This is a genomic window from Dorea sp. YH-dor226 (genome assembly GCF_039832105.1).
Classification (GTDB): domain Bacteria; phylum Bacillota; class Clostridia; order Lachnospirales; family Lachnospiraceae; genus Dorea_A.
On record NZ_JBDOHS010000009.1, the window covers coordinates 58,252 to 83,243 of the forward strand.

Genomic DNA, 24,992 nt, shown 5'->3' on the forward strand with positions numbered 1-24,992 from the left:
TAAGGAGATTGCATAGGGAATTTCCCTATGCAAGGGAGTACTCCCCTGCAAATCCTCTTTGTTTGCTTCTACCCCTGCGGCAGAAGACCGTCCAGGGAAAACTCATAGCACATAGCAAGACGGCGAAACAGTTCCTCCATGACAGACTGGGCAATGCCGCGCATATCCAGCCCTGCAAGAAAGGCCAGAACCCTCTGCAGCTCGTCCTCAGGCACCTTATAGCCCCGCAGTGCCAGTGTCACGAATTTGTTCAGTTTCCGCTCCAGCGTGAATTCTCCCATACAGGGATTAGCCATATATCCGCGCATCAGTCCTGCCGAGCCACACTCCAGCTCGTAAAAATCCTGCTCTGTAAGCTCCGGCTGATACGGACCGAAGATGCCATGCAGTTCCTTCGCCGTGGCACGCTGGATGTAGTCCAGCAGGTGTTCCTGCGTGTAGGCTTCCAGATAGATCTGCCGCAGATTTTCATTCAGCTCCGTCAGCGTGATCTGGAGCGCAGTTTCCGCCGCATAGACATACACCGGCGGGAGCGCAGCGCCTGTAACGTTTCTGGCAATGCCGAACTGGTTTTCAAACATGAATTTTACCAGCTCCATCAAAACGCCGTCCTTGCTGTGGAACAGATTCTGAAAACTGCTGGAGGAAACTTTTGCTTCCCTGAGAATCTGCAGCATGGTCGTCTGATGGTATCCGTTTTCCAGAAACAGCCTGACACAAGCCTGCAAGATCCGTTTTTCCGTCTGAAGCCCGTCGCTTCGTACTGCCATTTCATCACCCCCTGCCATACAAATTGGTTTGCAAACCAATTATAGCAGGTGAGTATAAGCTTTTCAAGATGGAGACAGTGATTATTTCATAAATCAGTAGTCTGGTCTCAGCAGCCTGGTATAGAACACATGATATATACTTGTCCATACGAAAATCCTCCGGTATAATAGATTCGCACATAGAAAGAGCGATAAGGAAACGTAACCGGAGAGGAGATTGATTGAAAAAATACAGAACATCAGAAGTTGCAAAGATGATGGGAATACATCCCAATACCGTGCGTTTTTATGAGAAATGGGGATTGATCACAAAACCGGTGCGGGAGAAAAACGGATATCGTGTATTTACGGATCTGCACATCTGTCAAATACAGATCGCACGTCTTGGATTTGAAATTGAGATCCTGCAAAATGGCCTGCGAAAGAAGATCGTGCAGGACATACTGCATGGAGAAGTACATGAAAGTCAGCTGTCCCTGAAGAGAAAGGAAGTATCCGAATATTTAGATATTTCGGTAGATGTGCTGCGTAATTGGGAAATGAATGGTCTGATAGCAGTGAAGAGAATGAAAAACGGATATCGTGTTTATACAGATGCGGATATCAGACAATTAAAAATTATTCGGGTATTGCGGTGTGCCAACTATTCTCTTGAAGCAATCAGACGGATGATGCGGCAGCTTTCGAAGAATCCCGAATCAGATATTCGGGAAATACTTGATACACCCCGGGAAGATGATGATATTATTACAGCCTGTGACAGACTGCTCTTATCGCTGTCAAAAGCAAAAATAAATGCAGAGAACATTATGACGATATTGAAAAAAATGAAAGAATGACAGTTTCAAACCCTACAGTATACCACCAGCCTTTGCGTTGGTGGTATTCTTTATCCGATATGCGCAAAAAAAATTATAAGAAAGTGGGGGATATATATGAAACATCAGGATACGGTACCATTTCCGGATGAACTTGAGCATCTTGACCATACGTTGAAAATCATAGATACCGCATTGAAGAAAGCAGGGGAAGACGTCCTGCGGTTAGATCAGGCGTACAGAGATGCAAAGAGATATATGGCTGAATATCGGAATGAGATGGATCGCCATGAAATACTTCAGAATGAATGGGCATTGAATCAGACGGATCGAACAGGCGCATTTGCTGTAGAAGTACGTGAAAAGCTGGAAAAACTGAAAGATACTCCTTATTTTGCAAGAATTGACTTTGTTCCCGACGGAGAGGAAGAAGCAGATACCTATTACATTGGACGATTTGGGTTTACACATTGCAATGAAAAACTGATTTTTGACTGGAGAGCACCGGTCTCAGGAATATTTTATGACTATGAGACTAGTCGTGCCGGATTTGAGGCACCGGTTGGTCGGATAGAAGGAGAGCTTACACGTAAAAGACAGTTTAAAATACAAAATGGCACTATGGAATATGCCATTGAGAGTTCGGCAAATGTGCAGGATGAGATTCTGCAAAAGGAACTGGCTCATACGTCGGATGAAAAGATGAAATCTATGATTTCCACGATCCAACGGGAACAGAATGTCATCATTCGCAACGAGAGAGCCAATACGCTTATTATACAGGGAGTTGCAGGTTCCGGAAAAACATCTATTGCGCTTCACAGGATTGCATTTTTGCTGTATCGCTTCAAACATCAGATTACCGCAGAGGATGTAATGATTCTATCACCTAATCAGGTGTTTGCGGATTATATATCTGGTGTCATACCGGAGCTTGGGGAAGAACCGGTTTGTGAACGGAGTTTACCGGATATTGCAGGGGATGTCAGAGAATTTTTATGCTCCCTGATGGGAAAGTGGGAAGAAGTGCCAAAGGCAAATGTCATACTGAAAAGTTTAAATAAAAGGCTCATGATCAGGGACATGCTTGCTCTGTATCAGGATTTCTATCAATATACGGATAAGAAGGACATGTTTGTATTATCTGAAGAGAATACTCTGGAGTGGGAAGACGTATTTCCATTTCTCTATCTGATGGCTGCATACGAAGGGATAGAAGAAAACAGATCTGTGAAGCATCTGGTAATTGATGAAATGCAGGATTATACACCGATACAATTTGCAGTCTTAAATATGATGTATCCCTGTCAGAAAACCATTCTTGGAGATTTTGGTCAGATACTGAATCCCTGCCATCTTCATTCGCTGGATGAAATCAGAAGAATATATAAGGATGCCGAGTTTGTTGCCTTGAATAAGAGCTATCGTTCTACTTATGAGATTATGGAATATGCAAAAAAGGTCTGTGCTCAGCCATCGCTTGAAATGGTGGAACGTCATGGAGAACGGCCGGGATCCATATATTGTGAAAACGTTGATCATGAGATTGCTTCTATTACGGCTCGGATCAGACAATTTGAGGAGGGAGAAAATGTATCATTGGGAATTATCGTAAAGACGAGTGCAGATGCAAAGAGATTATATAACGCGATTTCCGGAGAGTATGCAGTTCATTTACTCTCGAAGGACAGTACCAGGTTCACCAATGGGGTGTCCATTGCGTCAATTCGGATGGCAAAAGGTCTGGAATTTGATGAGGTCATTGTACCTGATGCAGATGACAGAAATTATCATTCGGATTATGACAGGAATCTGCTCTATATTGCATGTACAAGAGCTATGCATAAGCTGACACTTTTCTATACGGGAAGACCGTCTCCTTTCCTGCCGGAACAGAGGTCAGATATTCTAATATAAAGATATGATATAAAAAAAGATTTCCTGTTCACCCGGAGAATTACATTTATGAACGAACGAAGTATCTATAAAAGGGACACATACGCATATAAAAAGTGCCTATATGCAGCCGCTACACTATTATACAATATAAGGTGTAATCTGGAATAAAGTGAAAGGATCCTGCAAATGGAAAAGATGTATGTAAATGAAAAGTCATTCGAAGTAATAAAATTGCTGGGTCATGGAAAAGGGGATATTCTTATCTGGTTACGGATGGGACGAAGGAATACGTGCTAAAACAAATCCATCATGAACCATGTGATTATTATCAGTTTGGAAATAAGATGGAGTCAGAAATGAAGGATTATGAACGTTTGAAAAAAAAAGGGATTCCCATGCCTGAGATGATTGAAGCGGATATTGAAAAGGAAAGAAGTATATAAATGAAAAAATTTATTTTGAGTGTAATGGTTGTAATCTTGTCTATATCACTTTGTGCCTGTAGCGTAAAGTCAGACGAAAAGGACTTAGACAGTACAAAGAAAGAAGAGACAAAGGATTCGGGTGAATTGAAGATAACAGTTCCGGAAGAAGAGAAAGAAACAGAAAATGAACCTGCGGGTGATGCGACAGAAAAAACGACTACAGAAGGCAATTATCCGGGAGAAGATGTAGTAGAGATTGTAAATCTTCGTGGTGATAAGACGACCGTTTATAAATTGGCAGATGGAACCTATCTGGATCGTATAGAGCGTCATTTTACCTATAACGGAACAGATACCTGGACGGATGAGAACGGGGCAGAGTGGAATGAGGTTGTAAAATAAAAAGGCAATCATAATATGCTTGACAAATAAACGGTCGTTTACTAAAATAAATGTGAACGACCGTTTACGAGCGTAAAAAGAATGATTTATCACATGTCACATGGGGGAATGCAATATGGCTGATACAAAGGAAAAAATATTAATAACGGCATTGCAGTTATTCGCAAGGGATGGCTATGAGGCTGTATCTGTCAGAACGATTGCAGAGGAGCTTAACATAACGAAAGGTGCTCTGTACCGGCATTATAAAAACAAGCGTGCCATCTTTGACAGCATTGTTGAGCGAATGATACAGATTGATGCAAAGCGTGCCAGGGATTACCGGGTGCCGGCTGAACAATATGAAACAATGCCGGACTCGTATGAACATACATCTGTGAAGGATATTCAAAAGTATACCATTGAACAATTAAAATTTTGGACAGAGGATGATTTTGCATCTCCATTTCGAAAAATGTTGACTTTGGAACAGTACAGAAGCGAAGAAATGGCAGAGCTTTACAGCCAGTGCCTGATTGCAGGACCGGTTGCATATATGGAAGACTTGTTTCGAGAGATGATGAAAAAAGGCGTATTGAAACAGGAAAATCCCAGACAGCTTGCGGTAGAATATTATGCTCCGCTTTTTCTTCTGATCAGTATGTCCGATAAAACCGGAAATAATGAGGAGTATGTCGAAATTCTCCGTAATCATGCAAAATATTTTATGCAGAGCCATATGATGGATCCGGGGAAGGAGAAAGAGTGATATGAAACATGAGATTCCTATGAAACAGTATGGTCTGTCTGAGAGTTTTGAAAAATCGTCGGAGCAATTTGCAGGTCTGACCGTTGCGCGGATTCTTTCACAGGAAAAAGGAATATATAGGCTGGTTTCTTCACAGGGAGAAAAACTGGGAGAGATATCAGGGAGATTTCACTATGAGATACAGACAAAATCGGAGTATCCGGCAGTCGGTGATTTTGTTATGGCGGATTGGAATGAAAACGGCGGTAACGCAGTGATCCACCATGTGCTTCCGCGAAAAAGCAGTTTTATCCGAAAAGCGGCCGGTGAAAAAAATGAAGAGCAGGTGGTTGCTGCCAATATTGATACCGTTTTTTTGTGTATGTCTCTGAATCAAGATTTTAATCTTCGACGATTGGAACGATATGTTTCGATTGCCTGGAACAGCGGTGCATTGCCTGTTGTTGTCCTGACAAAATCGGACTTGTGTGAGGATCCGGATCATAAGCTTAAGGAAGTATCTTCTGTTGCAGCGGGTGTGGATATTCTGTTGACAAATGCGAAGGAGAAAACCGGTTATGAGCAGATATATCCGTATCTTACCGAGGGAAGGACAATTGCATTTATCGGTTCTTCCGGTGTGGGAAAATCTACCTTGATCAATTGTCTGCTGGGTAAAAAATATCTGGATACCAATGGACTGAGAAATGATGACAAAGGACGGCATACGACAACGCATCGTGAGCTGATTCTATTGCCTTCCGGAGGCATGGTGATCGATACACCGGGGATGCGTGAACTTGGGATGTGGGATGCCGGAGACGGAATCGATCAGACATTTTCAGATATCGAGGAGCTGGCACAAAGATGTCGCTTCCGTAATTGTACACATTCAGGCAGAGAGCCCGGGTGTGCAGTACAGGAGGCAGTGGAGCAAGGAGAATTGTCAATGGATCGACTTCGTTCTTATCAAAAACTGATGAATGAGAATCGATATGTGGAAGACGCAGAAGGATATTTGGCTGAGAAAAAGCAAAAATTTAAAACGATTGCAAAAATCAATAAAAGAAACAGGAAGGGATAAAAATGAATACAAACAATATTAATATTCGCTTAGAAAAAGAAGAAGAATATCGAGAAGTAGAAAATCTGGTAAGAGAAAGTTTCTGGAATGTATATCGTCCGGGATGCTATGAGCATTATGTGCTGAATCAGCTTCGAGACGATCCGGCATTTGTTCCGGAACTTGATTTTGTGATGGAACAGGATGGCAGGCTGATTGGTCAGAACATGTTTATGAGAGCAAAGATCAAGGCAGATGACGGCAGAGAGATTCCGATCATGACGATGGGACCGATCTGCATTACACCGGAACGAAAGCGAAAGGGATATGGGAAAATTCTTTTGGACTACTCATTAGAAAAAGCGAAGGAACTTGGTTGTGGTGCTGTTTGCTTTGAAGGCAACATTGACTTTTATGGAAAGAGTGGATTTACCACGGCAAGTACATTCGGCATTCGTTACCATGGTTTGCCGGAAGGCGAAGATGCATCCTTCTTTTTGTGTAAGGAATTGATTCCGGGATATCTGGATGGCATTACCGGTGAGTATGCAACACCACAGGGATATTTTGTGGATAAAGCAGAGGTGGAATCATTTGATAAGGGGTTTCCGGTAAAAGAAAAATTGAAACTTCCGGGACAGTTATTCCAGGAGGAATGATCATATGGAAGCAACTATACATAACAGAAATTTGATTGTTTTGACATCTTTGTATCATGGATTATCAGGCAACTATAGGTTACAATTTTCATAAGGTTAAGAAAAAAGAAAGGATACTTATGAAGAAAGTGATGAAAATTGTTGGGATAGTTGTTTTGATCGTAATTGTAATGTTGGCAGCGGCTTTTGATTTTTACTGGTACAAAAATATGCACTGGTACGATAAGTATGAGAAAGCACTAAAAGAGGTGAGAGCAGAAGAAAAGCAGGTAACACTGCCTGACGGAGGCATGATAAACTATGGAGAAGTGGAGAATGACAGACCAGCACTTCTGCTTATCCACGGACAGATGAGTATGTGGGAGGATTATGCACTCGTTTTACCGGAATTGAGTAAAAACTGGCATATCTATGCGGTGGATGTGTATGGTCATGGAGAATCTTCGCATGATGAAAATCTGTACTATCTTGATGTAAACGGTGATGATCTGATCTGGTTTATTGATCATGTGATAGGTGGTCCTACGGTTGTGGCAGGACATTCCAATGGAGCAATTACGGCTGCCTATCTTGCGGCTTGTGGCGGTAAAAATATTGCAGGTGCGGTGCTGGAAGATCCTCCGATCTTCTCTACAGAGGGAGAAGGATGGGAAGAAAGCTTTGCATATCTGGACACCTATCAGCCGCTTCACGACTATAACGAGTCTTCAAAAAAAGAATGCTGGGAAGCATATTATCTGAGGAATTGTTACTGGGGGAAACTGTTTATGAAGAATGCCATGCCCGGTATCGCAGATTATGCGGAAAAGTATCATCAGAAGCATCCGGATGAAGCGGTTCGGATCGGATTTCTTCCGTCATCTATATGGATTGTATTCGAATATGCAAAAGAGTATGATTTTGCATATGGTGAGAGGTTTTATGATCTGAGCTGGAATCACGGATTGACACATGAAGAGATACTGTCTTCGATTAAGGTTCCCTGCATATATCTGCATGCAAAAGAGAGTATCAGCGAAAACGGGACTTTTCTTTGTGCCGCGTCCCGTGAACAGGCTGAACGTGCGGTATCTTATATTGGCGACAACTGCCGTCTGGTTGAAACAGATACCAGCGACCACATTATACATACGGTTCACAGTGATGTTTATATTACAGCAGTGAATTCGCTGCAGGAGTAAGGAGGACACGATGCTGAAAGACAATTTGATTATGCTGCGCAATATCCATGGATTTTCACAGGAAACGTTGGCTGAAAAAATCGGTATCTCACGTCAGGCATATGCAAAATGGGAGAGTGGAGCTACTATTCCGGACATTGAGAAATGTAAGCGACTGGCAGACGTATATGGAATCACAATTGACAGTCTGTTAAAATCGGAGACGATTGATGGCAAGACCGCCATCCCGCCGGCACCGAAAGGAAAAAACATCTGGGGATCCGTTACAATCAATGAGCGGGGACAACTTGTTATTCCCAAGGCGGTACGGGATATATTCGGTCTTACCGGAGGACAGAGATTGATTGTTCTAAGTGATGACCAGGAGGGAATCGCGCTTGTTCCTGCGGAAGTTTTTGAGGCAAAGGTGAAAGAAGCCATGAACTTTGCTTCCATAAAATCAGAGGATTTCTGAAAAAAAGGCACATTTTCCTATAATATGTACCTATTGAAACGTATGGAGAAAGAGTATAATTCATCATATACAACATGAAAAGGAGACGAATATGAGAAAGAAATGTGAACTTTTAATCAACAGTATCAATGAAGGAAAATACACCGACCGTGAGATCGTACTTTCGGGTGCTGTGTTGTTTTTGACGGGAGTATTGTTGGGAATGCTGTTTTCGCCACGGAAAAATCAGGTAATTGGAAGCCATAACGGAAATGGAACCTGTAAAGGAAATGAAGCGAAAGCAGAAGACGAAAATAACAATCGATAATCATTATCGGAGCTGAAGAATGTATGGGAAGATGGGATCCATGGAGAGGCATGGCCGATGACTTGTGAGAGTGCTCACAGGCCATCGGCTTTGTGTATCCTCCGGCGCTATAAAAATGACACATTTCACTGTAAAATACATCTATCGGGTCAACAGAATGTTTTTTATAATGGTTGTAAAGACATGGAAAGATGTTTTTGAATGGAATTAATCAGTGGAGGAATGAAAAGATGAACAAAAGACTTTATAAATCAAAAGAAAATAGAATGTTAGATGGTGTCTGTGGCGGCATTGCAGAATATCTGAATGTGGATCCTACATTTGTCAGGCTTCTTTGGGTGCTGTTCTGCGTTATGGGAGGCAGCGGGATTCTGGCATATATTATTGCCGCAATCATCATTCCGCCAACCCCGTAAGGTTGACGGATGTGAGAGATACAGGAGATCAGGACATGCATGAGGTAAATGCATAAGTCCTTATTTTGAGAAATGCAGAAAAAACTGGAGGATATTGACTTATGAATCAATCAGATACCATCATAAAAATTGAACATTTAAACAAATCGTTTGGTGATGTGAAAGCGGTAAGAGATCTGAGCTTTCAGGTGAAGAAAGGGGAATTGTTTGCGTTTCTGGGAGTTAACGGTGCCGGGAAGAGTACGACGATTTCCATCATCTGCGGGCAGCTTCAAAAAGACAGCGGAACAGTACTGGTAAATGGTATGGATGCGGAGCATTCGATGGAGGAAACCAAAAGAGCGATCGGAGTCGTATTTCAGGACAGTATCCTGGATCAGCCGCTGACGGCGAAGGAAAATTTAAAAAGCCGCGCGGCTCTATATGGAATTACCGGGAAAGCTTTTGAAAACAGATTAAGAGAACTGTCAGAAATCCTTGATTTTAAGGCGTTTATGAATCGGCCGATCGGAAAACTTTCCGGGGGTCAGAGAAGAAGGATCGATATTGCAAGGGCGCTGATCCACAGACCGGAAATCCTGATCCTGGATGAGCCGACCACAGGTCTGGATCCGCAGACCAGGAAACTGATCTGGAATGTCATTGAACATCTGAGAATTGAGGAGAATATGACGGTATTCTTAACAACACATTACATGGAGGAGGCAGCTTCTGCAGGTTATGTTGTGATTCTTGACAGCGGAAGTATTGTGGCGGAAGGTACACCGCTGGAACTTAAGAATCGCTATGTACAGGATTATGTGTCTCTGTATGATGTAACAGAAGAGGAGATAAAAACACTGGATATGGAGTATAAAGCCATCCGCGACGGATATCAGATCGCTGTGCCTTCAACGGCGGCTGCTACAGAGTTAATTGTGTCTCATCAGGAATTATTCAGAGATTATGAGGTGGTCAAGGGAGGCATGGATGATGTGTTCCTTGCGGTTACCGGAAAGTCACTTGGAGAGGAGAATCAGTAGATTATGAAAACGTTACTCGCATTGATCAACAGAAACAGAAAGTTGTTTTTCAGAGATAAAGGAATGCTCTTTTCTTCTCTGATCACGCCAATCATTCTGATTGTTTTATATGGTACCTTTTTGGCAAATGTATATAAGCAGTCATTTGAGTCTTCACTGCCGGAATTTCTGGATGTATCCGGGAAACTGATTAACGGAACCGTGGCTTCCCAGCTTGCAGCAGCGCTTCTTGCAGTGAGTTGTGTTACGGTAACATTCTGTGTGAATCTGACGATGGTACAGGACAGAGCCAATGGTTCAAGGAAAGACTTTAATGTGGCACCCGTGAAAAAGCCTGTCATATACCTCGGGTATTTCTTCTCTACGGTACTGAATTCCCTGATGGTAAATCTTCTGGCACTTGTCATATGTCTGGGATATATCAAGACAATGGGATGGTATCTGAATGCAGGAGATATTGTGTTATTGGTGATTGATATTGTTGTTCTGATCCTTTTTGGTACAGTTCTGTCCAGTATTGTATGCTACCCATTGAAAACACAGGGACAGATGTCTGCGGTAGGAACCATTGTAAGTGCCGGTTATGGATTTATCTGCGGCGCATATATGCCGATTTCGAATTTTTCGAAGGGCCTGCAGAAGGGAATGTCATATCTTCCCAGTACATATGGGACTTCCATGCTCAAGAATCACATGCTTCGAGGCGTGTTTGAGGAGATGGAAGCGAAAGGGTTTCCGGATGAGGTGGTTACGGGAATCGCAGATTCGCTGGACTGTAATCCGGTGTTCCGTGATCATGTAGTCACCACGACAGAAATGCTGGTCGTAATGATCGGGGCAGTGCTGGTGCTGGGCGTTGTATATCTTATGATGACTGCAGTTCCGGAAAAGAATCAGGGGTAGACGGGACAGGAAGTTTCTGGATGAAAAGATAATGCTTGAAATTATATCACGGCGTGATATAATTGAAATGAAAGGAGCATTACTATTATGACGCAGAAGATCATTACGCAGACCAACATGCGTGAAACCAATTTGATGGAAGTGCTTCAGCTCATCAGGGAACATGGAGAAGTGACACGTCGCCAGCTGCAACAATTGGCAGGACTGAGCTGGGGCGGGATTTCTCAGATTGTGTCCCGGCTTCTGGAACAGCAATATCTGATAGAAGAAAAACAAGGCAGTGCCGGCCCTGGGAGAAGGCCGCTGGTACTGAAGATTAATAAGGACAGACATTTTGTGGTGGGTATTGATGTCAATAAAAGTTGTCTGACTGCGGTAACTTTAACTCTTTGCAATGAGCAGGTTGAGATGATTCAGGCTGAGGCAGACTGGAAGAATAGAAATACTCTGTTACGGTCGATATATGATCTGCTTGATCCTCTGGTGGAAAAATATAAAGAAAAAGGGATTCTCTCCGTGGGTGTTTCTATGCAGAGTATGGTAGATGAAGCAAAAGGAATATCAATCTGCCTGGAAGACTGTGACGGATGGGAGAATGTACCGGTCAGGGAGATTCTTTTCCGACGGTATGAGTTGCCGGTTTTCGTGACGCATGACCCGGATTGTCTGGTGGCATCCAACGTGGCCGCTTTTGGTCAGAATGTCATTCTTTTTCGTATCGATTATGGTATCGGTATGTCGGTTTACCGGGATGGATGTTTTTATAAGGGAACGGGACTTCTGGAGATTGGCCATACACTGGTGGGGGAAGAAGGGGAGACTTTGGCTGCTTATGCAACGATTCCGGGGATTGAAAAGCGCAGTGGGATGAAAATAGAAAAGATGATACACATGAAGCCGGAGTTTCTGGAAACATATCTCAGTGAAGCCGCCAGATATTTGGCAACAGCCATTATTAATACCGCGATATTGTTTCAGATTGATCAGATCCTGGTTTGCGGAAAAATGATGGAAATTCATTCCATGTTTTTTTGTGCACTGGAGCAGCAGATTCAGGAAAAAAAGGAGAAAATAAGGGATTATCTCCCGAAAGGAGAACTGCATCTGCATGCATATGATGTAAATAAAGCAGCAGCCGGAGCAGCACTGATTGCGTTGGAGACTCGAATGCATACAGTTACGGCAAATCAGGAAAAATGGACAGATGAAGAATCAAATTATGAGGAATGTAAGTTCCAGAGTATTGAATAAACAGATCAGGAGGTAGATAAGATGAAGGCAGTGCGAATTGAATCTCCGGGAAATATAAATCTGGTAGAGGTACCAATACCAGAACCGGATAAAGGGTTTGTGCGGGTAAAGGTTAAGGCGGCAGCCATCTGTGCAACGGATCTTGAAGTACTGGATGGGCGTATCGCGGCAAACTATCCGCTGATTCCGGGGCATGAATGGAGTGGTATTGTGGATAGTGTAGGTGCCGGTGTAGATGAATCTTGGATAGGAGAACGGGTGGTTGGCAGTAATGATGTGGTGTGCCTGACCTGTCCGGCCTGCAGAAGAGGGGAATGGCGTTATTGTAAAAGTTTCGAAGAAATCGGCTTTAAAAGAAATGGCGCCTATGCGGAGTATGTGCTCGTTCCGGCCTATGGCTTGTGTCGGATTCCGGAGCAGATTAGTTTTGAGGAAGCGGCACTTTGTGAGCCGTTGGGAGTGGCCCTGGGAACCATGAAGAAATCACGGGCAAAGTTAGGCGATACCTGTCTGATTATGGGAGCCGGTTCCATTGGTCTGTGTACACTGGCAGTAGCAAAAGCCATGGGTCTGAGAGATGTGGTGGTATGTGCATCCAGCCGCAGGCGAGAGTCACTGGCCAGACAGCATGGTGCGGATCATTTCATTGCTGCTGCGGAACAGGATCTGATGAAAGAGATGGCAAAGATCCATCCGGATGGAACGGATGTAATTATTGATGCCACAGGTATGGAAGAATGTATACAGAGCGCACTGAAGCTATGCCGCAAGGGTGGTACAGTGGTGTTGGAAGGTTATGGAAGAGGAAAGACGATGCAGATATGTATGGATGATATTCATATCAACAACCTGAAGGTGATTGGTGCCGGAAACAATTGGAACATGCACCAGAAAGCTATTGACCTGATCAGCAGCGGTGTGGTTAATATGTGTGACTTTGTCTCCGAAAAAATGGGACTGGAGGATTATGCCAGAGGAATCGAGATGGTGCGAAGCCGTCCGGAAGGCTTTGTGAAAGCGGTGTTTACATTATGATCGCGGGAATAGATCTGGGAACTTCTTCGGTCAAGATCCTGTGTATCGATCAGGGACATACGGTGGGGCGGGCTCAGGCAGTCTATGACAGCAGCATGAATCGTCCTGTGACAGAACAGTGGGCTGAGAGCATCTGCCGGGCTTTCGGTCAGCTGAAAAATAAAGATAAAATTACAGCAATCGGCCTGTCATCCCAAGTAGGGACATACATTGTGAATGGAAAAGAAGTACTGTCCTGGCAGGAGCCGGTAGGTAAGGCAGAACTAAAAGAAATTCGAGATTCTTTTTCCAAAGAAACTTTTGTACAGGAAATCTCCATGAATCATCCGGATATACTGTCCTATCCAATGCCGCGTATCCTCTGGCTGCAGAAAAAGTATGCAGGACGTGAACATATAGATTCGGTGCGTCAGCCAAAAGAATGGATGCTTCGATTTCTTACAAAAGAAGATTGCAGTGATCCGTATTCCTGGAGAGGGCTGGCCAGCCAGACGGAAGGGCAGTACAGTAAGAAGATGCTGGAGTACCTGAGACTGACGGAGGAAGCATTGCCTCCATTGACTGATCCGTGTAAGAAAACAGGAAAAGTATCGAAAGAAGCGGCTTATTTAACTGGAATAAAAGAGGGAATTCCGGTATATAACGGATGCAATGATTATTATGCATCGCTTCTGGGGATGGGGATTACTCAGCCGGGACAGATGTATGATGTGACCGGTACCAGTGAGCATGTGGGAGTAATTACAGAACATCTGCAGGTGGATACGCGGATGATCAGTTCTCCTTATTTTCAGGGAAATGTACTCTATGGTGTAACAGCGTCAAGCGGCGCCTCCCTGGCTCACGGAATCAATATGTATGATTTGAAAAAGCTGAATCCGGATGACTACCACAGGATTCTGAACAGTATAGAAAACGGAAAAAAACCGCCGGTATTTCTTCCTTATGTGAATGGAGAACGTGCCCCCATCTTTGATGAGCAGGCAAAAGGCGTGTTTTTCGGCATTTCCTCAGAAACGACCAGGGAGGAGATGGCCTATGCAGTGCTGGAGGGTGTGGCCTTTAGTACATTGGATATTTTCCGTCATTTAGATCTGACTTTTTTGCCGGAAAATGTGATCGTTTCCGGAGGAGCTGCGGGCAATCAGGTACTTAACCAGATGAAAGCAGATCTGTTCGGCATACCGGCTGTGGTGGCTGCAGAGCCGGACACTTCGGCCTATGGCGCATGTATCTTGGCAGCTTTGGGTGAAGGATTGTATAAAGATAAAGAATCCGCTGTTCGTGCTATGTGTCATTATGGTATTCCTGTTCTGCCGCGGAAAGTACCGGCATTAGAGAAGCGTTTTCAGAGTTATCGAGAAATATACCAAAGGTTAAAACCCGTATTTCGCAAATTTTAAAAAACATTTTATTAGGAGGCAGGGAAAATGAGTTGTGTAATATTCGGTGCAGGCAAAATCGCCAGAGGATTTATCGGGCATCTGCTGTATCTGAGTGACATTCCATTTGTGTTCGTAGAAAAAGCGAGCGGACTGGCGGATCTGATCAATGAGCGTGGAGCATATACCGTCAATGTACTGGGAAACAATGAGAAAAGTTGTGAGGTCAAGGGGGCAAAATGTCTGAAATATGATCAAAAGGAAGCAATTATGAATGCAGTCGCAGAGGCTGATGTTGTGTTCAATGCGGTAGGTGGAAAAAATCTGCAGGAGATCGTTCCTTTTTTGACCGGGGGTATCGAGAAAAAATCAAGAAATGGTGGCAATATCAATTTCATTACTTGCGAAAACTGGAAAAAGCCGGCAGACGTTCTGCATGAAGGCATCAGAGCTCAGATCAGTGAGGAGGCCAGGGAGTATTTTGAGACAAAAGTTGGCATTACAGAAGCCGTGATTCTCAGGAGCGGCATCGATGCGACACAGGAGCAGAAAGAACAAGATCCGCTCTGGGTCAATGTGCAGGATTACTGGAAACTGCATGTTGATGCATCACGTCTTGTGGGACAGCTGCCAAACATTCTTGGACTGCATCTGATTGATGAGTTCGGTGGTTTCCTGGAAAGAAAATTCTATACTTACAATGCTGCCAATGGCACCACGTCCTTTGTAGGTGCGCTGCTTGGTTATACGGTGTTATCTGACGCTGCCAATGATGAACGTATTGTGAAACTTCTGGAAGGTGTATATCGGGAAACATCGGCTGCCCTTTGCAAAAAATACGGATTTTCTTCAGAGGAGCAGTTTGCATTTACCCGTGGTTCTCTGAATAAACTGCAGAACCGTGTGATTGTAGATACGTTAGAGAGAAATGCGCGTGATCCGCTGCGTAAGCTGGGCCCGGATGATCGTCTGGTGGGTTCTGCCAGGATGGTGGAATCCTTTGGGATTCGTCCGGAGAGTCTGGCTACAGGCATAGCGGCTGCCATTTATTATACCAACGATGAAGATTCTTCAGCTCTGGAACTGCGTCATATGAGGGAAGATAAAGGGGTAAACTATGTGTTGGAAAATGTCTGTAAGCTGGATGTGAATGGTGAACTGGCAGGACTGATCCGCAAAAAAATCGACTATCTGAAAAAAGAGGGAATGATCCATGAGTAGAACAATGATTATAGGTGCCGGAAAAACCGGACGGGGATTTGTGGCAAGGCTGTTGGGAGAGAGACATGTTCCCGTGACTTTCGTAGACAAAGACGAAATACTGGTAGAAAAACTACAGGAGGCTGTCTCAAAAGGAGGTTTTCCAATCCGTTTTTTTGGCGATGTGCGGGAACCTTTGAAGATTACAAAGTATCAGGCAGTGACCTGGGAACAGGCAGATTTTTCAGATGTGGAGTTGCTTTTTGTGGCTGTGGGTGGTGTCAATCTGAAAGATGTGGGTATTCGATTGAAGGAAAAACTGCCGGAGAATCATAAAGTATATATTATCACCTGTGAAAATGCTTCCAATCCCGCAGGGGTTCTCCGGGAAGCTGTTGACATGGAAAATGTGCTGGTCAGCCAGGCGACTGTATTCTGTACAACGACAGCAGAAAAAGGTGAGCTGGGGATTGATTCTGAGAATTATCCGTACCTCCAGTTTGATGCAGATCTTCTGGAAGGGTATGTACCGGAAGCCGATACTATTCGTCCGGTAAAGAATTTCGGCAATTTCCTGACGAGAAAATTGTTTACTTACAATGCGGCCAGTGCTGTTATAGCTTATCTGGGCTATATCTATGGATACAAAGATTATTCGCAGGCTGCCAACTGCCCGGTAATTCAGGAGCTGTTGGATCAGAATTATGAGGTAACCAACAAGGTTCTCTGCGAAGAGTTTTGTTATGATCCGGAAGATCAGAAAGAGTTTGCCCTGCTTTCCCGGGCAAAATTCACAAGTAAAACTATTGTGGATACTGTAGAGAGAAATGCAAGGGAACCACAGAGAAAGCTGGGATCCACCGAGCGAATTATGGGACCTTTGAAACTGGTCTACAGCCATAGAGAGGATTGTCAAGTATTGGCTATGACAGCCGCCGCTGCTCTTCTATATGACGGAGAGGATGAAGATGCCTGGAAAGAGATCCGCCGCACCCATACACCGGAGGAAATTTTGCGTAAAATCGGCGGTCTTGAAGATCAGCAGCTGATTGATGTTGTCATGGAACAATATCATAAACTTGAAAAAATTCAAGATTCATATGCCGAAAATGATCCGGAGAATACAAAGATGATGGAAAGGAGAAATAAGTGATGCGTAGCTTGAAAGAAATTGTACTAGGTACACAACTTCTGCCTTCACAGGTGGCTCTGTTTTATTTGGGGCAGGTAGGCTTTCTTATAAAATATCATGAAAAATATCTGATGGTAGACGGTTATCTTTCTGATTATGTGGACCGAAATTGCAGTTCGGATCTGGTACGATGGGAGCGGTTGTATGAGACTCCTATCCGGGGAGAAGAACTGGATTTTGTAGACTATGTTTTTTGTACACACACTCATTATGACCATGCGGATCCGTATACACTGAAAGCAGTAGCGGACTGTAGCAAAAAGGCAGTATTTGCCGGTTGTGCAACTGTGTGTCAGGCACTGCGGGAATATGGGATTCCAATGTCCCGTATCTGTAAGGTACAGGCAGATCAGGAGGTGGCTTTCGAGGATGATATTCATGTGATTGGTGTACCGGCGGCACATGAAGAATTACATCCGGATCAAGAAGGTGGTTATCAAGAGACGGGCTTTTTGTTTGTGCTGGGAGATAAACGCATTTTCCATTCAGGAGATTGCTGCCCGTATGATGGACTGGAACAGCGGATTATGAATTGTGACGCATTGATTCTTCCAATCAACGGGAGAGATTACTATCGCCGTTATGTCAAAGACATTATCGGATGTTTTGACAGTATGGAAGCCGTGACGATTGCTTCTCATACACATGCCAGACTGTTGGTGCCGGTGCACTGGGATCTGTACGAAGTTAATGCAGTCAATCCCGGCAGTTTTGTGGATATCATTCATAAACAGACTCCTGCACAGTCTTATCATATTTTTGTTCCGGGAGAGAGATATATCGTAGATTAAAATTTGATGGTCTGTAATCCGACTTTTTGAGATTATACAGGAACCACAACGGAAATGATCAGCTGATAACAAAAAGTGAAAAAAGCTCTTGACTCTCCCCTTATGGGGAGGCTGTACAATGACTCCAGATAATATAGAAATGAAGGAGAATGAATCATGAAAATGAAGAAAGAGCACTCATGTTTTCCAGAGAAAGAAAGCAGTTATCTGTACAGGATCGGTATGTTTGCACAGATGAACCATGTCACGATTAAAACCCTGCGCTTTTATGAAGAGCAGGGACTGCTTCTTCCGGCCAGTGTGGATAAAGAAAACGGATACCGCTACTATACGATGGATCAGATGGCAGTCCTGCATCGGATCACGGCATGGAAGCAGGCTGGTTTTACCATTGAAGATATCCGCAGATTGAACGACAGCCCTGATTCGGTTTCTTTTCTGCACCGAAAAAAAGCAGAGATTATGTCCAAGATTGCAGAACTGACCATGCAGATGGCCATGATAGACGGATATCTGTCCGGAGGAGAGGAAGGACTTCAGTCGCCGGTTCTGATCCGGACCGTTCCTTCTGTTGTAGTTGCAGGTATGCAGGAAAGAGTGAAAACGTATGATGCACTGTTTGATCTGATGCCGTCGCTTGGAGCGAGAATGGAAGAACTGGGATGTGAATGTGCACTTCCGGAGTATTGTTTTACAAGATATCTGGAACCGGGGTATCAGGAAGAACAGATCCTGATCGAAGTGTGTCAGGCGGTAACAGAGAAAAAGGAAGATACGGATGATGTGAAGTTTAAGGAACTGCCGGAGATCGAGGCTGCCTGTATCTACCACAGGGGATCTTACAACGAGTTTTCACGATCTTATGCAGCTGTATTGCGGTATATTGAAGAAAATGGATATGAGATCTGCGGAGATATCCGGGAAAAATATATTGACGGCGTCTGGAATAAAGATACGGAAGAGGAATGGCTTTCCGAGATACAGATTCCGGTTAAGAGAGCAGGAGGAACAGATGAAGACTGATCGAATCATAATCAGAGGACTGAAGCAGAACAATCTGAAGAACATATCGCTGGAAATACCGAAGAATCAGATTGTTGTATTTACCGGTGTGTCCGGTTCCGGAAAGTCGAGTATCGTATTTGATACGATTGCTGCAGAGAGTCAGCGTCAGATGAACGAGACATATACCGCCTGGATCAGGGGGAGACTTCCCAAATACGAAAAGCCAAATGTGGAATATATTGACAATCTGAATCCTTCTGTTGTGATCGATCAGAGCAGACTGGGCGGAAACGCCCGGTCTACCGTGGGAACCATCAGTGATATGTATGCTTCTTTGCGGCTTCTTTTTTCCCGGATCGGGGAACCACATATCGGACCGGCATCTTATTTTTCCTTTAATAATCCGAACGGAATGTGTAAAACCTGCGCGGGGATCGGAAAGATCATGGAACTGGATATTCATAAGCTGATCGATGAAGAAAAGACGTACGAGGAAGGAATCTTTCATCTTCCTGCCTTTGGACCGGGAAAATATTACTGGAAGCTGTACCGGAGACCGGATCTGTTTGACATTCATAAGAGATGGAAGGATCTGTCGGAAGAGGAACAGAATATTCTCCTGTATGGAAGTCGTATCAAAGGTGGGGAAAGGCTGGACAAGAAAATAGAAGGTGTATATAACCAGTTTAAACGACTCTGTCTGATGAAAGGGCCGGAGGAACAAAGTGACCATACACTGAAGAAGATTAATCAATATATGGATGAGATCGTATGTCCGGACTGCAAAGGAGCGAGACTGAATCCGGAAGCTTTGTCCTGCCGCATTCATGGATATAACATCATGGATATGTGTGAGATGGAATTTTCAAGGCTGTATGAGGAACTTAAGAAGATCACGGATCCTAGAGCACAGTCTATAGTACAATCATTGACAGAAGCGTTGGGACGTATGATAGACATCGGTCTGCCCTACCTCAGCATGAACCGGGAATCCTCCACACTGTCAGGAGGAGAAGCACAGAGACTGAAACTGGTACGTTATATGGGAAGTTCGCTGACGGGGATGATCTATATCTTCGATGAGCCGAGCACGGGAATGCATCCGAGAGATGTTCACAGGATGATCCGTTTGCTCGAAAGTCTCAGAGACAAGGGCAATACGGTTCTGGTGGTGGAGCATGACCGGGATATCATCCGCATTGCGGATCAGGTGATTGATGTGGGACCGCTTGCGGGAAAGGGCGGCGGAGAGATCCTGTTTCAGGGAAGTTACGAGAATCTGCTTTTGTCCGGTACCAGAACCGGTGATGCGATGAAAGAAATGATTCCGGTTAAGGAAGTGCCGAAAAAGCCGACCGGGTGGCTGCAGGTAAGAGATGCCGCAGTCCATAATCTGAAGCATGTGGATGTAGATATTCCGCTTGGTGTGCTTACCGTTGTGACAGGGGTTGCGGGATCGGGGAAATCATCTCTGATCCGGGATGTGTTTGCAAAGGAGTATCAGGATCGTGTGGTGCTGGTGGATCAGAGCGCAATCACAGCAACGGGTCGTTCGACTGCCTGCACCTATCTGGGATTCTTTGATGAAATACGCAAGGTATATGCAAAGGCCTGCAATGCTGATGCGGGACTATTTTCCTTCAACAGTCGAGGTGCCTGTCCGGTCTGTAAAGGACGAGGAACCATCACCACAGAACTGGTATTCATGGATCCGGTAACCACTGTCTGTGAAAGCTGCGGTGGAAAGCGTTACAGTGAGGAGGCACTGCAGTGTAAGTATCAGGGAAAAAGTATTGTGGAAGTGCTGGATATGAGTGTAGAAGATGCGGCAGAATTCTTTCGGGAGAATAGGAAGATCAGAAAGCATCTGGAGGCACTTCTGGAGGTGGGACTGCCTTATCTGTCACTCGGACAGCCGTTATCAACCTTAAGCGGCGGAGAGCGTCAGAGAGTGAAGCTTGCAAAAGAATTGAGGGGCAAGGGGCACATCTATGTGCTGGATGAGCCAACTACGGGACTTCATGCCTCTGATATCCGGAAACTGATGGAATTGTTCGAATCCCTGATTCGACGAGGGAACACAGTAATCGTCATTGAGCACAATACAGATGTCATGAAGATGGCGGATTATATCATTGACATAGGACCGGATGGAGGAACACACGGAGGGGAAGTCGTATTTACAGGATCACCTCTCGAGATGCTGAGTAGCGGACATACCATTACGGCAAAATATCTTGCAAAATCATAAAATGACGCAAAAGACATCGCCTGCTGACAGTCTGAAGACTCTTTTTTGTTTTCAGCTGTTCGCAGGCTTTTTGCGGTTTTATACAGGTAACATTGATCTACATTAGTCAGATCAGCAAAATAAAGGGATTAGTCAGATCAGCAAAATAAAGGGATTCATTGACAAATATGTTCGAATTTTGTAGAATTTAATAAGATGTTGTCGAGGTTTAGAGGGAGGATTTTATGGCTTGTAAATGTAGGATATGTGGAGTAAATGATGTAGAACACGAAGGCGATGTGTGTGAATTATGTGCGATCGGGCAGGATCCTTATGCATCTGCGATGCAGAATAACAGTACCAGGAAGGTTGTTCTTGATTATGCAGAGCCTCGCAATGATAGAGAAAGTGGTTATGGTACCGGAAGCGGAAGAACAAGAAAAGTTCTTCTTGGCGGCGGTGGATCCCTTGTGAATACGGATCCGTATGGGAACAGTATTGTTCCGGAGGCAGATGATCAGGTGAAGGTATATCAGGCGGGACAGGTGCCTGTTTCCTCACAGGGACAGACGACGGTGGATCCGGGAAATACGAAGACAGGAGGAGCACATGCGGGAAAGGCAGCTTCCAAAGGAAATCAGCCGATATGCAGCGGAATTACGAAGAACATATCGGTGGATACACAGAAGAAGTCTTTTATCGGAAAATGGTTCCGGGCACTGTTCTCCGGAATCCCGATATCGCTGGATGATGATATCACAATGTTTCAGGTGTTCCCGGATTACAGCGGAAGTGCTTTGAATGCACTGGGAAATGCCTGTGATCAGGTGATTGTGTATGGAAAAGTGAATTCCGGTGCAGTTGCTGAAAATAATGATGTAGAAGTATATGGATACAGAGATTCCAACAATAATGTGGTCGCAAAGATGATCAAGAATAAAGCGAGTGGAACGACGATCCGCCCGGACCGTACGATTCCGGCCGCTGTAGCGTGGGTCATCACTCTTATTGTTTTCGGTCTGTTATTCTGCATTTCTACTGCATTTGGCACAGGTGGAATTGTATGGGCCGTTATTATCGTATTATGTCTGACCGGTCTTCCGTTCATCCTTAAGATTCTGGCTGTTCTTTTTGGCATTTTCTTTACAAGGAAAAAATAACGTAAGACGAGGCATGGTATTATGAACGTACAGTATGGTTATACTTCTTCGGAAAAAAATATTGCAGTATGCAGAAAAGAACTGGATATGATTCCCAATGGTAATTTTCGTTCAGACGGATATGAAGAATGTCGGAACATGCAGTTTCTGAAGATCTGCGGAATTACAAGATTCTGGACCTGTGAAGAGAATCTGAATACAGGACTGATGGTGGGAGATATACTGAACAGCTGTGTCAGACACGGAGTTCCATTTGCATATGCTGTCATAGGAGACGGAGAAGGGATTAACATCTATATCGGTACGATGAAGGTGCTGCTGGACAGCCTGAAATCTTCCTACGAATCGGAATACCCGGGAATTGATATGGAATATGTCAGAGATAATCCGCTTCGGAGCTGTCCGAGAGAATACGGAGGACTATTTACGGGAATTCCGACGGATAAGGCGAATGCAGAGAAAAAGAGCTTTCAGATAGAGAATATCTGCCGGGGAATGCTTGGCAGGAAGTTCTCTTATATCATACTGGCTTCCGGAATCAGTAATATCGCTGTGACTTTTGGGCATGAGAGGATTCTCGAAGAGATGGAACAGGTCTTTTCGTTGATCAATCAGACGGTTTCCGGAGGAGCACAGGGCAATCTGACGGCACAGAAGCAGGACTTTCACAGTAAAAATTATTTTGAGAATCTTGAGATCCTGGAAGGATATCTGAAGGATGGTATCTCAAGAGGAATGTGGAGAATGAATGGTTATTATGCGTCGGATAATCAGCTGGATGCGATACGGCTCGGAAATATCATTAAGGCAAGCTTTTCCGGGGAAGAGTCCAGACCGGAACCATTTCGCGTGATAGAATACAATTCGATCAGAGACGTGATATCCAATACCTATATGATGGCGGATCTGATCGAGAATCAGGACCTTCATCCGCTGGGAAGATGGCACAGAGACGGATTCCAGCAGGATATCACACTTTATATCTATAAATTCCAGACGCTGCTGAACAGTGATCAGCTTGCAACCTTATGTCAGCTGCCGACAAAAGAATTTCCGGGATATTACATAGATGAATACGTGGAATTTGATGTGGCAGACAGGACAAAAGGGAGCATGCAGTGCCCGGTTGAGATCGGAGATATCAGCATGGCCGGACGTAACAGCAGTCTGTCTGTAGAGAATAAATATTGTATCGAGAAAAATGATTTTACAAGGCATGCTCTGATCATTGGAATCACCGGAGGAGGAAAGACCAATACCTCCAAGTCGATTCTGAATACACTGTGGAATGCCGGGGAACGGCAAAACAGGGTTCCTTTTATGGTAATTGAATCTGCAAAACGGGAGTACTGGGAACTTCGCAATCTGAAAGGATTTGAGGATCTGCTGGTATTCACACTGGGAGCCGAAGCGACAGATACGTCTGTCAGATATCGCATTAACCCATTTGAGACGAATCCGGGGATCTCACTGCAGACACATATAGATTATCTGTTGTCGACATTTAAAGCGGCGTTTGATCTGTATCCGCCGATGCCGTATGTGCTGGAAAAGGCGGTGTACGAGATCTACAGCGACAGGGGATGGGATATCGTAGAAAACCGGAACCTGTATGGACTTACCGAGTATCCGACACTTACGGATCTCTATAATAAGATCGCCGTAGTGGTAGACAATATGGGGTATTATCAGGAAGTACAGTCTAATGTAAAGGCAGCACTTCAGGCCCGGGTATATTCGCTGATGATCGGCGGCAAGGGTGCCATGATGAATACACACAAGTCGGTTCCGATCCGGGAACTGTTGTCAAGACCGGTCGTCATGGAACTGGAGGATCTGGGAGATGACGAGACAAAATCCTTTGTGATCGGCATCCTGCTGGTGCAGCTGTATGAATACCGCAAATCGCTTATGACGAAGGGCAGTAAAGATCTGTCACATATTCTGATGATAGAAGAAGCACATCGTCTTCTGAAAAATGTATCGGAAGGCGGTGAAGGAGGCAATACCAGGGCGAAGTCGGTGGAGTTTTTCTGTAATCTGCTTGCAGAGATCCGAACCTTTGGACAGGGAATCATTATCGCGGATCAGATTCCGACAAAGATCGCACCGGATACGATAAAAAATACGAATCTGAAGATCGTGCACCGTACAGTCGCTCTTGAGGACAGAGAGGCCATGGGACGGGCGATGAACATGAATCCGGAACAGATTGAGTATCTGAGCTCCCTGAGAAGAGGATATGCAGCAGTATATGCGGAAGGAGACAATAAGCCCAAATGCGTAAAGCTACCGCTGGTGCAGTCATTTTACGAGAAGAATCGTCAGGAGGTAATCCGGGAAGTGCAAAGGCGTGTACAGGATATCGCCAGTGGATATGATGTGGTTACGGAACATCATATGGGCTGTACGTTCTGTGAACACCGATGCAGGTATTATGAAAGGGTCAAAACCTATATTGACAGCAGAGTAGATACAGAAAAAGTATTGGAAAAGTGGGCGGCCAGAAGCTATCATCCGGCTGTTCTGAACATGTTTTTAAATGCAGGTCTGATGCAGGGACTGAATCGGGAAAATGATTTTGTCAGCAGATGCTGTATCGGGTATATTCTGCAGAAGAGAAGAGATCTTAATGATGGGCAGCGGCAGAAAATCCTGGCTGACTATTTAAGATATATACACACTATGAGGAGGGATTAA

At 44.4% G+C, this 24,992-nt stretch carries 24 protein-coding genes; 23 read left to right on the forward strand and 1 reads right to left on the reverse strand.

Annotated features, from left to right (window positions below):
- Positions 1-68: 68 nt before the first annotated feature.
- The gene (locus tag ABE547_RS09260; protein WP_347378497.1) at positions 69-770 is read right to left on the reverse strand and encodes a TetR/AcrR family transcriptional regulator; all 702 of its coding nucleotides are present in this window, start codon (positions 768-770) and stop codon (positions 69-71) included.
- 221 nt (positions 771-991) lie between these two features.
- Between ABE547_RS09260 and ABE547_RS09265 the strand changes: the two genes are divergently transcribed.
- The 23 genes from ABE547_RS09265 (at position 992) to ABE547_RS09375 (ending at position 24,992) form a co-directional block, all read left to right on the forward strand.
- Positions 992-1,609, forward strand: coding sequence for a MerR family transcriptional regulator (locus tag ABE547_RS09265; RefSeq protein WP_347378498.1), 618 nt, complete (start codon positions 992-994; stop codon positions 1,607-1,609).
- A gap of 96 nt (positions 1,610-1,705) precedes the next feature.
- Positions 1,706-3,505, forward strand: coding sequence for a 3'-5' exonuclease (locus tag ABE547_RS09270; protein ID WP_347378499.1), 1,800 nt, complete (start codon positions 1,706-1,708; stop codon positions 3,503-3,505).
- Positions 3,506-3,777: 272 nt separating this feature from the next.
- Entirely contained in the window at positions 3,778-3,930 is a 153-nt protein-coding gene (locus tag ABE547_RS09275) for a hypothetical protein (protein ID WP_347378500.1), read from the forward strand.
- The gene (locus ABE547_RS09280; protein ID WP_347378501.1) at positions 3,931-4,314 is read left to right on the forward strand and encodes a hypothetical protein; all 384 of its coding nucleotides are present in this window, start codon (positions 3,931-3,933) and stop codon (positions 4,312-4,314) included.
- 115 nt (positions 4,315-4,429) lie between these two features.
- Positions 4,430-5,062: a TetR/AcrR family transcriptional regulator gene (locus tag ABE547_RS09285; RefSeq protein WP_347378502.1), complete on the forward strand. Its 633-nt coding sequence runs from the start codon at positions 4,430-4,432 to the stop codon at positions 5,060-5,062.
- Position 5,063: 1 nt separating this feature from the next.
- A complete protein-coding gene (gene rsgA, locus ABE547_RS09290) occupies positions 5,064-6,125 on the forward strand; it encodes a ribosome small subunit-dependent GTPase A (RefSeq protein WP_347378503.1) in 1,062 nt (353 codons plus the stop codon).
- Positions 6,126-6,127: 2 nt separating this feature from the next.
- Positions 6,128-6,763 carry an N-acetyltransferase gene (locus ABE547_RS09295; protein ID WP_347378504.1) on the forward strand — a complete coding sequence of 212 codons (636 nt, stop codon included), beginning with the start codon at positions 6,128-6,130 and terminating at the stop codon, positions 6,761-6,763.
- 119 nt (positions 6,764-6,882) lie between these two features.
- A complete protein-coding gene (locus ABE547_RS09300) occupies positions 6,883-7,944 on the forward strand; it encodes an alpha/beta hydrolase (RefSeq protein ID WP_347378505.1) in 1,062 nt (353 codons plus the stop codon).
- 10 nt (positions 7,945-7,954) lie between these two features.
- The gene (locus ABE547_RS09305; RefSeq protein ID WP_347378506.1) at positions 7,955-8,398 is read left to right on the forward strand and encodes a helix-turn-helix domain-containing protein; all 444 of its coding nucleotides are present in this window, start codon (positions 7,955-7,957) and stop codon (positions 8,396-8,398) included.
- 91 nt (positions 8,399-8,489) lie between these two features.
- Positions 8,490-8,705 carry a hypothetical protein gene (locus ABE547_RS09310; protein ID WP_347378507.1) on the forward strand — a complete coding sequence of 72 codons (216 nt, stop codon included), beginning with the start codon at positions 8,490-8,492 and terminating at the stop codon, positions 8,703-8,705.
- Positions 8,706-8,935: 230 nt separating this feature from the next.
- Positions 8,936-9,121, forward strand: a complete 186-nt coding sequence (locus tag ABE547_RS09315; RefSeq protein WP_235248266.1) for a PspC domain-containing protein — start codon at positions 8,936-8,938, stop codon at positions 9,119-9,121.
- 101 nt (positions 9,122-9,222) lie between these two features.
- Positions 9,223-10,143, forward strand: coding sequence for an ABC transporter ATP-binding protein (locus ABE547_RS09320; RefSeq protein WP_347378508.1), 921 nt, complete (start codon positions 9,223-9,225; stop codon positions 10,141-10,143).
- A gap of 3 nt (positions 10,144-10,146) precedes the next feature.
- Entirely contained in the window at positions 10,147-11,046 is a 900-nt protein-coding gene (locus ABE547_RS09325) for an ABC transporter permease (RefSeq protein ID WP_347378509.1), read from the forward strand.
- A gap of 87 nt (positions 11,047-11,133) precedes the next feature.
- Positions 11,134-12,297 carry an ROK family protein gene (locus ABE547_RS09330; RefSeq protein ID WP_347378510.1) on the forward strand — a complete coding sequence of 388 codons (1,164 nt, stop codon included), beginning with the start codon at positions 11,134-11,136 and terminating at the stop codon, positions 12,295-12,297.
- Between the two features lie 21 nt (positions 12,298-12,318).
- Positions 12,319-13,332, forward strand: coding sequence for an alcohol dehydrogenase catalytic domain-containing protein (locus tag ABE547_RS09335; RefSeq protein ID WP_347378511.1), 1,014 nt, complete (start codon positions 12,319-12,321; stop codon positions 13,330-13,332).
- Complete coding sequence (locus ABE547_RS09340; protein ID WP_347378512.1) at positions 13,329-14,735, forward strand: FGGY-family carbohydrate kinase; 1,407 nt, start codon at positions 13,329-13,331, stop codon at positions 14,733-14,735. Before ABE547_RS09335 ends, ABE547_RS09340 begins: the two co-directional genes overlap by 4 nt.
- Before the next feature lie 27 nt (positions 14,736-14,762).
- On the forward strand, positions 14,763-15,935 hold the full coding sequence (locus ABE547_RS09345) for a hypothetical protein (RefSeq protein ID WP_347378513.1): 1,173 nt from the start codon (positions 14,763-14,765) through the stop codon (positions 15,933-15,935).
- Positions 15,928-17,067, forward strand: a complete 1,140-nt coding sequence (locus ABE547_RS09350; RefSeq protein ID WP_347378514.1) for a 2-dehydropantoate 2-reductase N-terminal domain-containing protein — start codon at positions 15,928-15,930, stop codon at positions 17,065-17,067. Before ABE547_RS09345 ends, ABE547_RS09350 begins: the two co-directional genes overlap by 8 nt.
- Positions 17,067-17,897, forward strand: a complete 831-nt coding sequence (locus tag ABE547_RS09355; RefSeq protein WP_347378515.1) for an MBL fold metallo-hydrolase — start codon at positions 17,067-17,069, stop codon at positions 17,895-17,897. Before ABE547_RS09350 ends, ABE547_RS09355 begins: the two co-directional genes overlap by 1 nt.
- 156 nt (positions 17,898-18,053) lie before the next feature.
- Positions 18,054-18,920: a MerR family transcriptional regulator gene (locus ABE547_RS09360; protein ID WP_347378516.1), complete on the forward strand. Its 867-nt coding sequence runs from the start codon at positions 18,054-18,056 to the stop codon at positions 18,918-18,920.
- Positions 18,910-21,153: an excinuclease ABC subunit UvrA gene (locus ABE547_RS09365; RefSeq protein ID WP_347378517.1), complete on the forward strand. Its 2,244-nt coding sequence runs from the start codon at positions 18,910-18,912 to the stop codon at positions 21,151-21,153. Before ABE547_RS09360 ends, ABE547_RS09365 begins: the two co-directional genes overlap by 11 nt.
- Positions 21,154-21,377: 224 nt before the next feature.
- Entirely contained in the window at positions 21,378-22,292 is a 915-nt protein-coding gene (locus ABE547_RS09370) for a DUF5336 domain-containing protein (RefSeq protein ID WP_347378518.1), read from the forward strand.
- Between the two features lie 21 nt (positions 22,293-22,313).
- On the forward strand, positions 22,314-24,992 hold the full coding sequence (locus ABE547_RS09375; protein WP_347378519.1) for a DUF87 domain-containing protein: 2,679 nt from the start codon (positions 22,314-22,316) through the stop codon (positions 24,990-24,992).

What these genes read in the sequence shown, in the direction of transcription:
- ABE547_RS09260 (WP_347378497.1), bottom strand. Translation starts at nt 770, where the DNA reads ATGGCAGTACGAAGCGACGGGCTTCAGACGGAAAAACGGATCTTGCAG.
- ABE547_RS09270 (WP_347378499.1), top strand. Translation starts at nt 1,706, where the DNA reads ATGAAACATCAGGATACGGTACCATTTCCGGATGAACTTGAGCATCTT.
- ABE547_RS09280 (WP_347378501.1), top strand. Translation starts at nt 3,931, where the DNA reads ATGAAAAAATTTATTTTGAGTGTAATGGTTGTAATCTTGTCTATATCA.
- ABE547_RS09285 (WP_347378502.1), top strand. Translation starts at nt 4,430, where the DNA reads ATGGCTGATACAAAGGAAAAAATATTAATAACGGCATTGCAGTTATTC.
- rsgA (WP_347378503.1), top strand. Translation starts at nt 5,064, where the DNA reads ATGAAACATGAGATTCCTATGAAACAGTATGGTCTGTCTGAGAGTTTT.
- ABE547_RS09295 (WP_347378504.1), top strand. Translation starts at nt 6,128, where the DNA reads ATGAATACAAACAATATTAATATTCGCTTAGAAAAAGAAGAAGAATAT.
- ABE547_RS09300 (WP_347378505.1), top strand. Translation starts at nt 6,883, where the DNA reads ATGAAGAAAGTGATGAAAATTGTTGGGATAGTTGTTTTGATCGTAATT.
- ABE547_RS09305 (WP_347378506.1), top strand. Translation starts at nt 7,955, where the DNA reads ATGCTGAAAGACAATTTGATTATGCTGCGCAATATCCATGGATTTTCA.
- ABE547_RS09310 (WP_347378507.1), top strand. Translation starts at nt 8,490, where the DNA reads ATGAGAAAGAAATGTGAACTTTTAATCAACAGTATCAATGAAGGAAAA.
- ABE547_RS09315 (WP_235248266.1), top strand. Translation starts at nt 8,936, where the DNA reads ATGAACAAAAGACTTTATAAATCAAAAGAAAATAGAATGTTAGATGGT.
- ABE547_RS09320 (WP_347378508.1), top strand. Translation starts at nt 9,223, where the DNA reads ATGAATCAATCAGATACCATCATAAAAATTGAACATTTAAACAAATCG.
- ABE547_RS09325 (WP_347378509.1), top strand. Translation starts at nt 10,147, where the DNA reads ATGAAAACGTTACTCGCATTGATCAACAGAAACAGAAAGTTGTTTTTC.
- ABE547_RS09330 (WP_347378510.1), top strand. Translation starts at nt 11,134, where the DNA reads ATGACGCAGAAGATCATTACGCAGACCAACATGCGTGAAACCAATTTG.
- ABE547_RS09335 (WP_347378511.1), top strand. Translation starts at nt 12,319, where the DNA reads ATGAAGGCAGTGCGAATTGAATCTCCGGGAAATATAAATCTGGTAGAG.
- ABE547_RS09340 (WP_347378512.1), top strand. Translation starts at nt 13,329, where the DNA reads ATGATCGCGGGAATAGATCTGGGAACTTCTTCGGTCAAGATCCTGTGT.
- ABE547_RS09345 (WP_347378513.1), top strand. Translation starts at nt 14,763, where the DNA reads ATGAGTTGTGTAATATTCGGTGCAGGCAAAATCGCCAGAGGATTTATC.
- ABE547_RS09350 (WP_347378514.1), top strand. Translation starts at nt 15,928, where the DNA reads ATGAGTAGAACAATGATTATAGGTGCCGGAAAAACCGGACGGGGATTT.
- ABE547_RS09355 (WP_347378515.1), top strand. Translation starts at nt 17,067, where the DNA reads ATGCGTAGCTTGAAAGAAATTGTACTAGGTACACAACTTCTGCCTTCA.
- ABE547_RS09360 (WP_347378516.1), top strand. Translation starts at nt 18,054, where the DNA reads ATGAAAATGAAGAAAGAGCACTCATGTTTTCCAGAGAAAGAAAGCAGT.
- ABE547_RS09365 (WP_347378517.1), top strand. Translation starts at nt 18,910, where the DNA reads ATGAAGACTGATCGAATCATAATCAGAGGACTGAAGCAGAACAATCTG.
- ABE547_RS09370 (WP_347378518.1), top strand. Translation starts at nt 21,378, where the DNA reads ATGGCTTGTAAATGTAGGATATGTGGAGTAAATGATGTAGAACACGAA.
- ABE547_RS09375 (WP_347378519.1), top strand. Translation starts at nt 22,314, where the DNA reads ATGAACGTACAGTATGGTTATACTTCTTCGGAAAAAAATATTGCAGTA.